The following is a 13905-nucleotide window of genomic DNA, read 5'->3' on the forward strand; positions in this document are numbered from 1 at the left end:
CGTCCGGAGTCGCCCGGTCCGCGCGCCCCTGCCGCCCATGGAGACGCTATGAAATTCTTCATCGACACCGCCAACGTGGCCGAAATCAAGCGGATCAACGAGTGGGGGATCCTCGACGGGGTCACCACGAACCCGAGCCTGATCGCCAAGGAATCCGGCAAGCCCTTCGAGACCATCATCGAGGAGATCTGCGCCATCGTGGACGGCCCCATCTCCGCCGAGGTGATCGCCCTGGACGCCCCGGGCATGATCGCCGAGGGCCGCAAGCTGGCCAAGATCCACAAGAACGTCGTGGTCAAGGTGCCCCTGACCGCCGAGGGCCTCAAGGCCACCCACGCCTTCCACGCCGAGGGCATCAAGACCAACGTCACCCTCTGCTTCTCCGCCACCCAGGGCCTCCTGGCCGCGAAGGCCGGCGCCACCTACGTGTCCCCCTTCGTGGGCCGCCTGGACGACATCAACGCCATCGGCATGGAGCTCATCGAGGACCTCGTCCAGATCTTCGGCAACTACGACCTGGACACCCAGGTGCTCTCCGCCTCCATCCGCGGCCCCCGCCACGTGACCGAGTCCGCCCTGGCCGGCGCCCACGTCGCGACCATCCCCACCAAGGTCTTCGACCAGATGCTGGCCCACCCCCTCACCGACCGGGGCATCGAGCAGTTCATGGCCGACTGGAAAAAGAGCGGCCGCTGAAGGGCCTGAAAATTTTTTCCGTTGACCGACAAATTATTTCAATGATGCGGTAACCTGTCTGCCGGTTGCCCCCATTTGAAAGGTGTCACGATGGCCACGTTCCAGGTCAACGGCCGGACAGTAGAGACGTCCCGTGATATGAACCTCCTGGATTTCCTCCGGGAGGAGCTGGACATCACGTCGGTGAAGAACGGCTGCTCCGAGGGGGCCTGCGGCGCCTGCATGGTCCTCCTGGACGGCAAGGCCTCGCGGGCCTGCCTCTTCAACACCGCCAAGCTGGAAGGCCGCAAGGTGGTCACCGTCGAAGGCCTCACCGACCGGGAGAAGGACGTCTTCTCCTGGTCGTACGCCAACGCCGGGGCCGTGCAGTGCGGCTTCTGCATGCCGGGCATGGTCATCAGCACGAAGGCCATCCTCGACGCCAATCCGGACCCGCGCCCCGAGGAGATCTCCAAGGCGCTGGGCCTGAACGTCTGCCGCTGCACCGGCTACGTGAAGATCGAGAAGGCCGTCCTGGACGCCGGGCGCATGCTCCGCGAGGGCGCGCCGGTCCCCTCCGGGGAGGAGACGCAGCTGGCCGTGGGCGAGCGCATCTGCCGCACCGACGCCCGGGAGAAGGCCCTGGGCGAGGGCAAGTACGTGGACGACATGAAGGTGCCGGGCATGCTGCACGGCGCCGTGCTCCGGCCCCCCAAGGCCCGGGTCAAGGTGCTGGGCATCGACGCCTCGGAGGCGCTGGCCATGCCGGGGGTCGTCAAGGTGATCACGGCCGCGGACGTGCCCGGCGATCGCCACCAGGGCCACATCATCCACGACTGGCCCGCCATGATCGCCGTGGGCGAGGAGACCCGCTACGTGGGCGACGCCCTCGCCCTGGTGGCGGCCGAGAGCCGGGCCATCGCCCGCGAGGCGGTCAAGAAGATCAAGCTGGACTGCGAGGTCCTCCCGCCCCTCGTGGATCCCCGGAAGGCCCTGCTGGACGACGCGCCCCGGCTGCACCCCAAGGGCAACCTCCTGGCGCGGACGGTCCTGCGCCGCGGCGACCCGGAGAAGGCCATCGCGGAGGCCGCCCACGTCATCCGCCACACCTTCACCACGCCCGAGACGGAGCACGCCTTCATGGAGCCCGAGAGCGCCCTGGCCGTGCCCGGCGAGGACGGGACCATGACGTTGTACACGGGCACCCAGAGCATCTACGACGACCACAAGGGCATCGTCGGCGTCCTGGGCGTCCCGCCCGAGAAGGTCAAGGTCGTCAGCGCCTACGTGGGCGGCGGCTTCGGCGGCAAGGAGGACCTGATCGTCCAGCACCACGCCGCCCTCCTGGCCAACGCCACGGGCAGGCCCGTCAAGGTGACCCTGGCCCGCCAGGAGTCCATCAAGGTCCACCCCAAGCGGCACGCGTTCGAGATGGCCTACACGGTGGCCGCGGACGCCGAAGGGCGCATCACGGCCGTGAAGGCGGAGCTCCTGGAGGACACCGGCGCCTACGCGAGCCTCGGCGGCCCCGTGCTCCAGCGCGCCTGCACCCACGCGGCGGGCCCCTACCGGATCCCCAACATCGACATCGTGGGCACCGGGGTCTACACCAACAACCCGCCGGGGGGCGCCTTCCGCGGCTTCGGCGTGACCCAGTCCTGCTTCGCCATGGAGAGCTGCATCAACGAGCTCGCCGGGAAGGTGGGCCTCACCCCCTGGCAGATCCGCTGGCTGAACGCGGTCGAGCCCGGCGACGTCCTCCCCAACGGGCAGATCTGCGACGCGGGCACGGCCTTCAAGGAGACCCTCCTGGCCGTGAAGGACCTCTGCGAGGCGCGCCCCGACGCCGGGGTCGCCAGCGCCATGAAGAACGCCGGCATCGGCGTCGGGCTCTCGGACGTGGGCCGGGTGCGCATCCGCGTGAAGGGCGGCAAGGCCGTCATCTACACCAGCGCCGCCTGCATCGGCCAGGGCCTGGCCTCCGTGCTCATGCAGTACGTGGCCGACGCCTCGGGCCTGGGCTGGGGCCAGATCGAGGTGGCGGTGCCCGACACGAGCACCTCCCCCAACGGCGGGACCACCACCGCCAGCCGCCAGACCGTGTTCAACGGCGAGGCCGCCCGCCTCGCGGCCGAGGACCTGAAGCGGGACCTGGCCACGGCCACCCTCGCCGACCTGGAGGGCCGCGAGTACTACCGGGAGTATTCGGGCGTCACGGATCCCTTCGGGTCCGACAAGCCCAACCCGGTCAGCCATGTCGCCTACTCCTTCGCCACCCAGGTGGTGCTCCTGGACGCCGAGGGCCGGCTGGAGAAGGTCGTCGCGGCCCACGACGTGGGCCGGGCCGTGAACCCGGCCCAGGTGGAGGCCCAGATCGAGGGCGGCGTGGTCATGGGCCTGGGCTACGCCCTGACGGAGGACTTCCCCCTGAAGGACGGCGAGCCCCAGGTGAAGTACGGCACCCTCGGCCTCTTCAAGGCCGCCCAGGTGCCGCCCATCGAGCCGGTCATCGTCGAGAAGAACCCCTCGGACCTGGCCTACGGAGCCAAGGGCCTGGGCGAGATCACCACGATCCCCACGGCCCCGGCGGTCGCCTGCGCCTACCTCCTTCGGGACGGCGGGTTCCGCACGGACCTGCCCCTGGCCGGGACCCCCTACAGCCGGAAGAAGGGATGAGCCAGGAACTGGTCCGGATCCTCGCCGAGGGCGGCCCGGGCCGCTCCCTCAGCACCGTGGTGCGGGTCCAGGGCTCGGCGCCCCGGCACGCGGGATCCATGATGATCGCGGGTCCCGGAGGCCTCGTCGCGGGCTCCGTGGGCGGCGGCCGGGGCGAGGCCCGGGTGCTGGCCGAGGCCGCGGCCGCCGCCGCCGAGGGCCGGCCCCGCCTGGTGGAGATCGACATGCAGGGCCAGGACGCCCAGGGCCCCGACATGGTCTGCGGCGGCACCAGCCGCATCCTGGTCCAGCCCGCCTCGGACCCCGCCCCCTTCGCGGCGGCCCTGGACCGGCTCGCCCGGGGGGAGCGCGCGCTCCTGGCCACCCGGATCGGCGCGGGCACCACGCACGTGATGGCCGCCGACGGGACCTGGATCCACGGGGGCGACCCCGGCGCGGACCCGGACCTGGCCCAGCGCGCCCTGGAGTGCGGCCACCCCGCGGCGGATGCCGGCGGGGACCTGCATCTCCTGCCCCTGCTCCCCAGGGAGAAGCTCCTGATCCTGGGCGCGGGCCACGTGGGGCGCGCCCTGGCGGCGCTGGCCCCCGGGCTCTGCTTCGACGTGACCCTGGGCGACGACCGGAGCGCCTTCCTGGAGGCGGACCGCCTGCCCCCGGGCGTGGCGGCGGCCCACGGCACCTTCACGGAGATCGTGGAGGCCTTCCCCTTCGACGCCTCGACCTACGCGGTCGTGGTGTCCCGGGGGCATCTCTCCGACCTGGAGTGCGTGCGCGCGCTGCTGAAGCGCCCCTGGCGCTACGCCGGCTTCATGGGCAGCGTCCGGAAGGTGCGGCTCGTGCTGGACCAGGCCCTCGCCGACGGCCTGGACCCGGCCCGGATCGCCGCCCTGTGCGCCCCCATCGGCCTCGACATCGAGGCGGAGACGCCGGAGGAGCTCGCGGTGGCCATCGCGGGCGAACTCATCGCCGTCCGCCGCCGGGCCCCGGCCCTGGAGCCCATCCAGGCCGCGCGCAGGGCCCGCCGCGGGAAGCCGTGAACCTGGCCGGGGCCCTCCTGCCCCGGATCCCCGCGGGCGGCTCCGTGGCCTTCGTGGGCGGGGGCGGCAAGACCACGGCCATGCTGACCCTGGGCCTGGCCCTGGGCGCGGCGGGGCGGAGCGTCCTGATGACCACCACGACCCACCTGGCCGAGCCGGGCCCCGGGCCCCTGCCCTACGACGTCCTCGTCCGGCCGGAACTGGCGGAGGCCGGCGGCGGCGGCCCCCTGCCCCGCCCCGGGGGGCGCCCCGCGCTGCTGGTCACCGGCCCGGGCCGGGAGGCGCGCAAGGTGGCCGGGGTCCATCCCGCCTGGATCCCCCGCCTGCGGACCGCCTGGGACGTGGTGCTCGTGGAGGCCGACGGCTCCCGCCGCCTCCCGGTCAAGGCCCCCGCCCCCCACGAACCCCGCCTGCCCGAGGGGCCCTGCCTCGTGGTGGGCCTGGTGGGCCTCAGCTGCCTGGGCCGGCCCCTGGACGCCGGGACCGTCCATCGCCCGGACCGCTTCGCGGCCGTGACGGGGTGCGCCCCCGGCGCCCCGATCACGGCGACCCACCTGGCGAACCTCGTCCGCCACCCGGAGGGCCTGTTCAAGGGCGCGGGACCGGACCGGGTGCTGGTGCTGAACCAGGCCGACCGGTGCGCCGCGCCGCCCGGGGGCCGCTGGGCCCGGGCCCTCGCCCCCCTCCCCGTCCTCCTAGGGTCGCTGGAAGCCGGGGATGGCGGTATCGTCTGGCTGGAGGAGGTTCCATGACACGCATTCCCGGCGACCTGGTCCTGGTGCGGGGTGCGGGCGACTTGGCCACCGGGGTCATCGTGCGCCTGGTCCACGCCGGCTACCGCGTCGTCGCCGTCGAGACCCCGGCGCCCAGCGCCATCCGCCGCACCGTGGCCCTGTCCGAGGCCGTCTACGCGGGGGAGGCGGAGGTGGAGGGGGTCCGGGCCGTGCGCTGCGCGGCGGTGCCCGCGGCCTGGGCGCCGGGGGACCCCGTCCCCGTGCTCGTGGACCCGGACCTGGCCTGCCTGGATTCCCTGCGGCCCGCGGCCCTGGTGGACGCCATCCTCGCCAAGCGCAACCTCGGGACCCGCCTCGCCATGGCCCCCTTGGTGGTGGCCCTCGGCCCCGGCTTCACGGCCGGGGTGGACGCCCACGCGGTGGTGGAGACCAACCGCGGGCACGACCTGGGCCGGGTGCTCCTCACCGGCCAGGCGGAGCCCAACACCGGGATCCCCGGCCTGATCGCCGGCCAGGGCGCCACGCGGGTGCTGCACGCGCCCCGGGACGGCCGGGTGGAAACCTGCTGCGCCATCGGCGATACGGTCCGGGCGGGGGACCCCCTCCTCACGGTCGGCGGCGAGCCGGTGGCCTCCGCCCTCGACGGGGTGGTCCGGGGCCTCATCCGCCCCGGCTACCCAGCGCACCGGGGGCTCAAGATCGCCGACGTGGATCCCCGCTGCGTGCGCGCCCACTGCTTCACCATCTCCGACAAGGCCCGGGCCATCGCGGGCGGGGTGCTGGAGGCCCTGCTCAGGCTGGGGGCGCCGTGATCTACCTGGACAACGCCGCCACCAGCCACCCCAAGGCCCCGGGCGTGCCGGAGGCGGTGGCGGCCTGCCTGGCCTCGGGAGCGGGCAGCCCTGGCCGGGCCACCCACGGGCCGGCCCTGGAAGCCGCCCGCACGGTCTTCGGGGCGCGCACGGCCTGCGCCCGGCTCCTGGGCCTGCCGGACCCCGCCCGCCTCGTCTTCACCAAGAACGCCACGGAGGCCCTGAACCTGGCCATCCTGGGCGCCGTGCCCCCGGGCGGGACGGTCGCCGTCTCCTCCCTCGAGCACAACGCGGTGATGCGGCCCGTGCGCCACCTGGAGGCGACCCTGGGCGCGCGGGTGCTCGTCGTGCCCTTCGACGCGTGCGGCCGGCCGGATCCCGGCGCCCTGGCCGGGGCGCTGGAGGCCCGTCCGGATCTTTTCGTCCTCACCGCCGCCAGCAACGTCACGGGGGCCCTGCCACCGGTGGAGGAGGTGGCCGCGGCCTGCGCCCGGCACGGGGTCCCCCTCTGCGTGGATGCCAGCCAAGCGGCGGGGCACCTGCCCCTGCCCACCGGCTGCGCCTACCTGGCCTTCCCGGGGCACAAGGGCCTGCTGGGGCCCGGCGGCACCGGCGGCCTGGCGCTCGGCCCCGGGGTCCTGCCCCCGCCCCTCCTCCGGGGGGGCACGGGGAGCGCCTCGGAGCTGGAGACCCAGCCGGAGATGCTGCCCGACCGCTACGAGGCCGGCACCCCCAATGTGCCGGGCCTGGCCGGGCTCGCCCGGGCCGTGACCTACCTGGCCGAAGCCGGGCCGGGCCCGGAAGGCGCCTTGGCCGCGCAGCTGGCGGAGGGCCTCGCGGCCCTGCCCGGGGCGGCCCTCGTGGGCCCCGGGCCCCGGGCGCCCCGGGCCCCGGTCGTCTCCGTGGCCCTGCCGGACCGGGACCTGGGCGAGGTGGCCCTGGCCCTGGACCGCCGGGGCATTTGCGCCCGGGCCGGCCTCCATTGCGCGCCGGCGGCGCACCGGAGCCTGGGCACCTTCGGGGCGGGGGGGACCCTCCGCTTCTCCCCGGGGCGGTTCACGACCCCCGCGGACCTGGAAACGGCCCTGGCGGCCCTGGCGGAGATCCTGGCATGAAGCTGACCGAGCACACCCGATTTTCCGGCTGCGGGGCCAAGCTGGGCCCCGGCGTCCTGGACAAGGCCCTCTGCGGCCTCTCCCAGCCCGCCTACCCCGGGCTGGTGGCGGACTTCGCCGGGGGGGAGGACGCGGGGGTGTTCCGCCTCGCGCCGGGCCTCGCCCTCGTCCAGACCGTGGACTTCTTCCCGCCCATCGTGGACGATCCCCGCCTCTTCGGGCGCATCGCCGCGGCCAACGCCCTGTCCGACGTCTACGCCATGGGGGGCCGGCCCGTCACCGCCCTCGCCCTGGTGTGCCACCCCCTGAAGGCCCTGGGCCTGGAGCCGCTCCGGGCCATGCTGGAGGGCGGCCTGGAGGCCCTCGTGGAGGCGGGGTGCGCCCTCCTCGGCGGCCACAGCGTGGAGGACGCGGAGCCGAAGCTGGGCTACGCGGTGACGGGCCTCGTGGATCCGGACCGGGCCTGGCGGAACAACACCCTCGAGCCGGGCTGCGCCCTCCTCCTCACCAAGCCCCTGGGCACGGGCCTCGTGAACATGGCCGTGCGGGCCGGCCTCGCCTCGCCGGAGGCGGTGGAGGCCTCCCAGGCGTCCATGGCCACCCTCAACCGCGCGGCGGCCGAGGTGCTCGCGGCCTTCCCCGTGAAGGCCTGCACCGACGTGACGGGCTTCGGCCTGGCGGGCCACGCCGCCGAGATGGCCGCGGGCCCCCGCTGCGGCGTCGTGCTCCATGCGGACGCCCTGCCCTTCCTGCCCGGGGTGGCCGAGTACGCCGCCATGGGGCTGGTCCCCGAAGGCACCTACCGCAACCGGGAGGGCCGCGGCCACGTCCTGGCGGGAACGGCGCCGGAGGGCCTGCTGGACCTGGTCTTCGACCCCCAGACCAGCGGCGGCCTCCTGGCGGCGGTGCCGGAGGCCGCGGCCGGCGACGCCCTGGCCGCCCTGCGCGCCGCGGGCGTCACCGCCTGGGCCGTGGGCGAAGCCGGGGGCGAACCCGGCTCGGTGCGCCTGGCCTGACCATGGACCTGCTGGCCACCTTCCCCTCCACCCACGCCGTCCTGGCCGCCGAGGCGCGCCTGAGGGCGGCGGGCCTGGAGGTGGAACTCATCCCCGTCCCCCGCCAGATCCGCAGCAGCTGCGGGTTCTGCCTGCTCGCCCAGGCGTCGGCGGAGGCCCCCCTGCTCGCCCAGGGCCCGGAGCGCCTCTGGCGCGTCCTCGAACCCGGTCCCGGCCATCCCCGGAGGCGCTATGAGCCCTGCCCCTGAGACCCTCGACACCCGCGGCCTGGCCTGCCCCCAGCCGGTGATCCTCGTCCGGAAGGCCCTGGCGGAACGCGGCCGGGTCCCCCTGGAGGTGCTCGCCGACGCGGGGGCGGCCCGGGAGAACCTCCTCAAGTTCGCCGCCTGGGCCCAGGTCGGCGCCGAGGTCACGGAGGAGGACGGCTGGGTCCGAATCCGCCTCACCCCCGCCGGGGCCCCCGGGGAGGCCCCCGCGCCGGCCCCGGCGCCGTCCGCCGGCGGGGCCACGGTCCTGGTGGCCTCCGACGCGGTGGGCCAGGGCGACGAGACCCTGGGGCGGCTCCTCATGCGCGGGTTCCTCTACACCCTCACCGAGGCGGAGCTCCCCCCGGCCCGGGTGATCCTCATGAACGCCGGGGTCAAGCTGGCCGTGGATGGCTCCGAGAGCCTGGCCAGCCTCCGGCGCCTGGAGGAGCTGGGGGTGGAGGTCCTGGCCTGCGGCACCTGCCTGGACTTCTACAAGCTCACGCCCGCCGTGGGCCGGGTGACCAACATGTACGAGATCGCGGGCCACCTCCTGCAGGGGCCGGCGGTCCGGGTCTGAGCCCGGCCCTCCCGCCTTTCCTCCCCGTCCCTCCGGGTGTACAAGGGACGCGGAGGTGCCCATGAACCCCGAGGCCCGCGCCGCCCTGCTCATGTCCTTCGCCACCGGTCCCCGGCGCCTCGCGGCGGCCCTGGAGGCCGTGCCCGCCGCCGCCCTCGACTTCTCCCCCGGGCCCGGCAAGTGGAGCATCCGCTCCATCGTGCTGCACCTGGCCGAGAGCGAGATCCACGCCTACGTCCGCGCGCGAACCATCATCGCGGAGCCCGGCAACCCCGTGCAGGCCTACGACCAGGACGCCTGGGCCGCCTCCCTGGACGAGGGGTCCCAGCCCGTGGAGGAGGCCCTGGACCTGTTCCGCCTGCTCCGGGAAATGATCGCCCGCCAGCTTCGCGCCCTGCCCGAGGCCGCCTGGACCCAGTGCATGCGCCACCCCCAGCGGGGCGACGTGACCCTGGAACAGTGGCTCTCCATCTACGACGGCCACCTCGCCACCCACCTGGGCCAGATCGACCGGACCCTCAAGGCCTTCCAGGCCTGCTCCTGAGACGCGCTCGCAGCAATTAGACATTGGCCGGGGACGCTGCTGAAAGTTACAATGACAGGTTTGTGTTTTGGAGTTGGAACGATGCTCGGGCCCAGCCTTTCCTTGCTGCTCGCCGCCGTCCCCGCCGGCCCCGCCGGCGTTCCCGCCCCGGATCCCGCCGACCTCCGGCTGCATCCGGCCGTGATCCTGGTCCAGGATCCACGGGGCGCGGGGGGCTGGGAGGCCGCTGACGACCTGTCGGTCGACCAGGAGGCGCCGGTGGTGCCCCTCCGCAAGGCATCCGTCCTCTCCGCCCCTGAGCCGATCAAGGAGCATTGATGTCCCTGCAGGAGAAGTTCAACACCCTCCAATCGCGCTACGCCGAGGCCATGAAGGGCGGCGGCGCCGCGCGCATCGACAAGCAGCACCAGGGCGGCAAGCTGACCGCCCGCGAGCGCGTTTCCGCCTTCCTGGACGAAGGGTCCTTCGAGGAGGTGGACGCCCTGGCCCTCAACCCCACCCCCGGCACCGAGCCCATGCCCGGCGACGGCGTGGTGACCGGCTTCGGCCGGGTGGATGGCCGTCCCGTGGCCCTCTTCGCCCAGGACTTCACCGTCATCGGCGGCTCCCTCTCCCTGACCCATGCCCGGAAGATCTGCAAGATCATGGACATGGCCCTCAAAGTGGGCTGCCCGGTGATCGGCTTCAACGATTCGGGCGGCGCCCGCATCCAGGAGGGCGTCAACTCCCTGGCCGGCTACGCGGAGATCTTCCTCCGCAACACCATGGCCTCGGGCGTCATCCCCCAGATCTCCCTGATCATGGGCCCCTGCGCCGGCGGCGCGGTGTACAGCCCGGCCATCACGGACTTCATCACGATGGTGCGGAACACCAGCTACATGTTCGTGACCGGCCCCGAGGTCATCAAGGCGGTCACCCACGAGGACGTGACCAAGGAGGAGCTGGGCGGGGCCTCGGCCCACGGCTACAAGTCCGGCGTGGCCCACTTCGTGGTGCCCTCCGACCTGGCCGCCATGGCCCACACCCGGGAGCTCCTCAGCTTCCTGCCGTCCAACAACCTCCAGGAGGCCCCCCGCCGGGCCCCGCTCATGGAGATGCCGCTGGAGAACCCGGCCCTGGACGCCATCATCCCCGAGGACCCCAGCAAGCCCTACGACGTCCGCCAGATCATCAAGGGCGTGGTGGACGACGAGCACTTCTTCGAGGTCATGGAGGCCTACGCGGGCAACATCGTCGTCGGCTTCGCGCGCCTCGAGGGCCGCAGCGTGGGCATCGTGGCCAACCAGCCCGCGCACCTCGCGGGCGTGCTGGACATCGCCTCCAGCGAGAAGGGCGCCCGGTTCGTGCGCTTCTGCGACGCCTTCAACATCCCCCTCATCGTCTTCGAGGACGTGCCGGGCTTCCTGCCGGGCGTGAACCAGGAGCACGGCGGCCTGATCAAGAACGGCGCCAAGCTCCTCTACGCCTTCTGCGAGGCCACCGTCCCCAAGCTGACCATCATCACCCGCAAGGCCTACGGCGGCGCCTACATCGTGATGGCCTCCAAGCACATCCGCGCCGACTTCAACTTCGCCTACCCCACGGCCGAGATCGCCGTGATGGGTGCGGACGGCGCCGCCAACGTCCTCTACGCCAAGGAGATCGCGAAGGCGGAAGACCCGGTCGCCAAGCGCGCCGAGATCGTGGCCGACTACAACGACAAGTTCGCGAACCCCTACGTGGCCGCGGGCCTCGGCTACGTGGACGAGGTGATCATGCCCCGCGAGACCCGCAAGAAGCTCCTGCGGGCCCTGAACCTGCTCGAGGGCAAGCGGGAATCGATGCCGCCCAAGAAGCACGGCAACATCCCCCTGTAGCATGGATCCCCAGGCGCCTGGGCAGCGGAGCCTCCTCCCGGATCTCGGGATGGCCCTGCTGTTCCAGGCGTCGGCGCGTCTCGCCTTCGGCCTGGCCGTGCTCCTGGTCCCCGGTTTCCGGCCGGCCTGGCCCCTCGTCCTGCTCGTCCTCCTGCTGCTCCTGTCGCGCCTCTTCCTCGCCCTGGAGGGCCGGAAGCTGGCCTCCCTGGGTCTGGCCCTCGGGCGGCCCTGGTTCCGGTCCCTGGGCGCGGGCCTGGGCATCGGGGCGGGGGTCATCGGCGCGTCGGCCCTCCTGCTCTGGGCGGCGGGGGGCTGCCGGCCCGCCTTCAACGCCGGGGCCAGCCCCGGCGCGGTCGCGGGGGGCCTCCTCTTCCTCCTCGTGCCGGGCATCAACGAGGAACTGACCTACCGCGGCTACAGCTTCCAGCGGGTGCTCCGCCGGCTGGGACGATGGCCGGCCCTCCTCCTGCTCAGCGCCCTCTTCGCCCTGGATCACCGGGCCAACCCCAACCTGGCCCCCGGCGCGACCTGGCTGCCCCTGGTGAACATCGGCCTGGCCGGGCTCCTCCTGGGCCTGGCCTACCTGCGCACCGGCAGCCTGGCCATGCCCATCGGCATCCACCTGGGCTGGAACTGGGCCCAGGGGCCCCTGCTCGGCTTCGCCGTGAGCGGCCAGGACGCGGCCGGCCTGCTCCTGCCCCGCCTCCAGCCCAAGCCCGCCTGGCTCACCGGAGGGGGCTTCGGCCTGGAGGGGAGCGTGCTCTGCACCATTGCCTGTTTGGCAGCTTGTGTCCTGGTGGCGCGTGCCCGAAAAGCCGTCTGCAACCAGGCGCTTGCGTCATAGTCAAAAATTTTTCTTGAATGAAAATTTTTTATTGATCCCGGGGTCCTTTTATCTCACCATGATGGTTGTCCGCGCCAGCTTCGTTTGAAATCCCACCCCGAGCCCGGCCTGCGGGCGCCGCGGGACCCGCCAGGCCCGCCGTCCGGGCTTTCCTCATCCACGCCGGAAGGCCGGCAGGTGCGCCGCCCAACCGCTCCATTCCCTCCGGAGGACCCATGTCCAACTCAGGCGTCTTGACCTCGCTCGACGCGCGCATCGCCGAACTGGCGGAGAAGTATCTCCCGCTGGCCGCCGAGATGCTCAAGGAAGCCATCCGCATCCCCGCCGATTACGTCGACAAGCCCGCCGACCAGGGCGGTGACCCGGCCTGCGGCACCTCCAACCACGAGTTCCCCCGCCTGGACTACCTCCGGAAGAAGATCGTGGCGATCAAGGCCGTGCGCCGGGACGAGGACGCCTTCTTCGACGAGTTCGGCAACCTGGTCTGGTGGGTGGACGATCCCAACGACGGCATCGCCCCCGCCGACAAGAAGGTGATCTTCATCGACGGCCACACCGACACCGTGAAGCCCCTGCGCGCCCAGTGGCGCGAGAAGGTGGGCGGCGTCGACTGCTTCGACGGCCTCATCGACGCCGGGAAGGTCAACAAGGCCTTCCTGAAGAAGGAGCTGGGCTACCTGCCTCCCGAAAGCGAATGGAACCGCCTCATCTTCGGCCGCGGCTCCGCGGACCAGCTGGGCGGCGTCGTCGCCGCCGCCATCGCCACCAAGATCCTCCTGGAGCTCGAGGGCGAGGGCGCGCTGAAGGGCGTCATCGTGCGCTCCTACGGCACGGCCTGCGAGGAGGACAACGACGGCGCCGGCCCGATGTACCTCGTCCGGAAGGTCTTCCCCACCGCCGCCCCCGAGCTGGTCCCGGACGTCGTGATCCTCACCGACGGCACCGGCTGCTCCAAGAACGGCGCCCTCGGCATCTACCGCGGCCAGCGCGGCCGCATGCAGATCGAGGTCACCGTCACCGGCAAGTCCTGCCACGGCTCCATGCCCTGGGAGGGCAAGAACCCCCTGGAGTTCGGCGGCGCCATCGTCAAGGAGGCCGCGGAGAAGTACGACAAGCGCATCGGCTTCAAGGACGACAAGTTCCTCGGCCACGGCACCCGCACCGCCAGCTGGGCCCGCCTCGACACGCCCAGCGACTGCGCCGTCCCCGAGAAGTTCACGTTCCGCTTCGACCGCCGCCTGACCATCGGCGAGACCCCCGAGCAGTCCTGCGCCGACGTGGAGGCGCTGGACGCCGTCGCGGCCGCGCGCGCCGCGGGCCTCCAGGTGGACGTCTCCATCCCCACCTACACCGAGGCCAGCTGGAAGGGCTACGTCCTCAACAACCCCCAGGTCTACCTGGGCTGGCTCACCCCCGAGGAGCACCCCGCGGTCCAGGCCGCCGTGGAGGCCTACGAGAAGGTCATCACCCCCCACGTGGACGGCCAGATCGGCACCGGCGGCTGCATCACCAAGGCGCCCCGCGTCGACCGCTGGGTCTTCTCCACCGACGGCGTGGGCTTCCCCGTCCCCAAGGACGCGGCCATCCCCGGCGCGGCCCGCAAGAACTGGGTGGTGAACGAGGTGTACAAGCACCCCGCCATGATCGGCTTCGGCCCCGGCATCGAGCAGAACACCCACAAGATCGGGGAGTGCATCGACGAGCGCGAGCTGCAGCACGCCGCGGCCTTCCTCGCCCGCTTCCCCACCGTCTACGCGGCCAAGTAGCGGCC

General features: G+C 72.9%; 14 protein-coding genes. All 14 read left to right on the plus strand.

From position 1 onward, the window contains the following. Positions 1-48 precede the first annotated feature (48 nt). The 14 genes from fsa (at position 49) to R2J75_RS19165 (ending at position 13900) form a co-directional block, all read left to right on the plus strand. Positions 49-696 (plus strand): fructose-6-phosphate aldolase, encoded by a 648-nt coding sequence (gene fsa / locus R2J75_RS19100; protein ID WP_243333433.1) that lies wholly within the window; start codon positions 49-51, stop codon positions 694-696. Positions 697-786: 90 nt separating this feature from the next. Beyond that, the gene (gene xdh, locus R2J75_RS19105) at positions 787-3351 is read left to right on the plus strand and encodes a selenium-dependent xanthine dehydrogenase (protein ID WP_316410811.1); all 2565 of its coding nucleotides are present in this window, start codon (positions 787-789) and stop codon (positions 3349-3351) included. Further along, positions 3348-4388 carry an XdhC family protein gene (locus tag R2J75_RS19110; protein ID WP_243333420.1) on the plus strand — a complete coding sequence of 347 codons (1041 nt, stop codon included), beginning with the start codon at positions 3348-3350 and terminating at the stop codon, positions 4386-4388. The genes xdh and R2J75_RS19110 overlap by 4 nt, the downstream gene beginning before the upstream one ends. Then, positions 4385-5140 (plus strand): selenium cofactor biosynthesis protein YqeC, encoded by a 756-nt coding sequence (yqeC, locus tag R2J75_RS19115; protein ID WP_243333418.1) that lies wholly within the window; start codon positions 4385-4387, stop codon positions 5138-5140. The genes R2J75_RS19110 and yqeC overlap by 4 nt, the downstream gene beginning before the upstream one ends. Further along, positions 5137-5934, plus strand: a complete 798-nt coding sequence (yqeB, locus tag R2J75_RS19120) for a selenium-dependent molybdenum cofactor biosynthesis protein YqeB (protein WP_316410812.1) — start codon at positions 5137-5139, stop codon at positions 5932-5934. Before yqeC ends, yqeB begins: the two co-directional genes overlap by 4 nt. After that, positions 5931-7049, plus strand: a complete 1119-nt coding sequence (locus R2J75_RS19125) for an aminotransferase class V-fold PLP-dependent enzyme (RefSeq protein ID WP_243346687.1) — start codon at positions 5931-5933, stop codon at positions 7047-7049. Before yqeB ends, R2J75_RS19125 begins: the two co-directional genes overlap by 4 nt. Next, a complete protein-coding gene (gene selD / locus R2J75_RS19130) occupies positions 7046-8065 on the plus strand; it encodes a selenide, water dikinase SelD (RefSeq protein ID WP_316410813.1) in 1020 nt (339 codons plus the stop codon). The genes R2J75_RS19125 and selD overlap by 4 nt, the downstream gene beginning before the upstream one ends. 2 nt (positions 8066-8067) lie before the next feature. Then, positions 8068-8313 carry a DUF3343 domain-containing protein gene (locus R2J75_RS19135; RefSeq protein WP_243333411.1) on the plus strand — a complete coding sequence of 82 codons (246 nt, stop codon included), beginning with the start codon at positions 8068-8070 and terminating at the stop codon, positions 8311-8313. After that, positions 8297-8890 carry a sulfurtransferase-like selenium metabolism protein YedF gene (gene yedF / locus R2J75_RS19140; RefSeq protein WP_243333409.1) on the plus strand — a complete coding sequence of 198 codons (594 nt, stop codon included), beginning with the start codon at positions 8297-8299 and terminating at the stop codon, positions 8888-8890. Before R2J75_RS19135 ends, yedF begins: the two co-directional genes overlap by 17 nt. Positions 8891-8951: 61 nt before the next feature. Further along, entirely contained in the window at positions 8952-9434 is a 483-nt protein-coding gene (locus R2J75_RS19145; RefSeq protein WP_316410814.1) for a DinB family protein, read from the plus strand. Between the two features lie 81 nt (positions 9435-9515). Next, positions 9516-9752, plus strand: a complete 237-nt coding sequence (locus R2J75_RS19150; RefSeq protein WP_243333404.1) for a hypothetical protein — start codon at positions 9516-9518, stop codon at positions 9750-9752. Beyond that, complete coding sequence (locus tag R2J75_RS19155) at positions 9752-11290, plus strand: acyl-CoA carboxylase subunit beta (RefSeq protein ID WP_243333403.1); 1539 nt, start codon at positions 9752-9754, stop codon at positions 11288-11290. Before R2J75_RS19150 ends, R2J75_RS19155 begins: the two co-directional genes overlap by 1 nt. Before the next feature lie 49 nt (positions 11291-11339). After that, entirely contained in the window at positions 11340-12134 is a 795-nt protein-coding gene (locus tag R2J75_RS19160; protein WP_243333402.1) for a CPBP family glutamic-type intramembrane protease, read from the plus strand. A gap of 215 nt (positions 12135-12349) precedes the next feature. Further along, entirely contained in the window at positions 12350-13900 is a 1551-nt protein-coding gene (locus R2J75_RS19165) for a M20/M25/M40 family metallo-hydrolase (protein ID WP_243333400.1), read from the plus strand. The last annotated feature ends 5 nt before the right edge of the window (positions 13901-13905 follow it).

Source organism: Mesoterricola sediminis (genome assembly GCF_030295425.1).
GTDB lineage: Bacteria > Acidobacteriota > Holophagae > Holophagales > Holophagaceae > Mesoterricola > Mesoterricola sediminis.

What these genes read in the sequence shown, in the direction of transcription:
- fsa (WP_243333433.1), top strand. Translation starts at nt 49, where the DNA reads ATGAAATTCTTCATCGACACCGCCAACGTGGCCGAAATCAAGCGGATC.
- xdh (WP_316410811.1), top strand. Translation starts at nt 787, where the DNA reads ATGGCCACGTTCCAGGTCAACGGCCGGACAGTAGAGACGTCCCGTGAT.
- R2J75_RS19110 (WP_243333420.1), top strand. Translation starts at nt 3,348, where the DNA reads ATGAGCCAGGAACTGGTCCGGATCCTCGCCGAGGGCGGCCCGGGCCGC.
- yqeB (WP_316410812.1), top strand. Translation starts at nt 5,137, where the DNA reads ATGACACGCATTCCCGGCGACCTGGTCCTGGTGCGGGGTGCGGGCGAC.
- selD (WP_316410813.1), top strand. Translation starts at nt 7,046, where the DNA reads ATGAAGCTGACCGAGCACACCCGATTTTCCGGCTGCGGGGCCAAGCTG.
- R2J75_RS19135 (WP_243333411.1), top strand. Translation starts at nt 8,068, where the DNA reads ATGGACCTGCTGGCCACCTTCCCCTCCACCCACGCCGTCCTGGCCGCC.
- yedF (WP_243333409.1), top strand. Translation starts at nt 8,297, where the DNA reads ATGAGCCCTGCCCCTGAGACCCTCGACACCCGCGGCCTGGCCTGCCCC.
- R2J75_RS19145 (WP_316410814.1), top strand. Translation starts at nt 8,952, where the DNA reads ATGAACCCCGAGGCCCGCGCCGCCCTGCTCATGTCCTTCGCCACCGGT.
- R2J75_RS19150 (WP_243333404.1), top strand. Translation starts at nt 9,516, where the DNA reads ATGCTCGGGCCCAGCCTTTCCTTGCTGCTCGCCGCCGTCCCCGCCGGC.
- R2J75_RS19155 (WP_243333403.1), top strand. Translation starts at nt 9,752, where the DNA reads ATGTCCCTGCAGGAGAAGTTCAACACCCTCCAATCGCGCTACGCCGAG.
- R2J75_RS19160 (WP_243333402.1), top strand. Translation starts at nt 11,340, where the DNA reads ATGGCCCTGCTGTTCCAGGCGTCGGCGCGTCTCGCCTTCGGCCTGGCC.
- R2J75_RS19165 (WP_243333400.1), top strand. Translation starts at nt 12,350, where the DNA reads ATGTCCAACTCAGGCGTCTTGACCTCGCTCGACGCGCGCATCGCCGAA.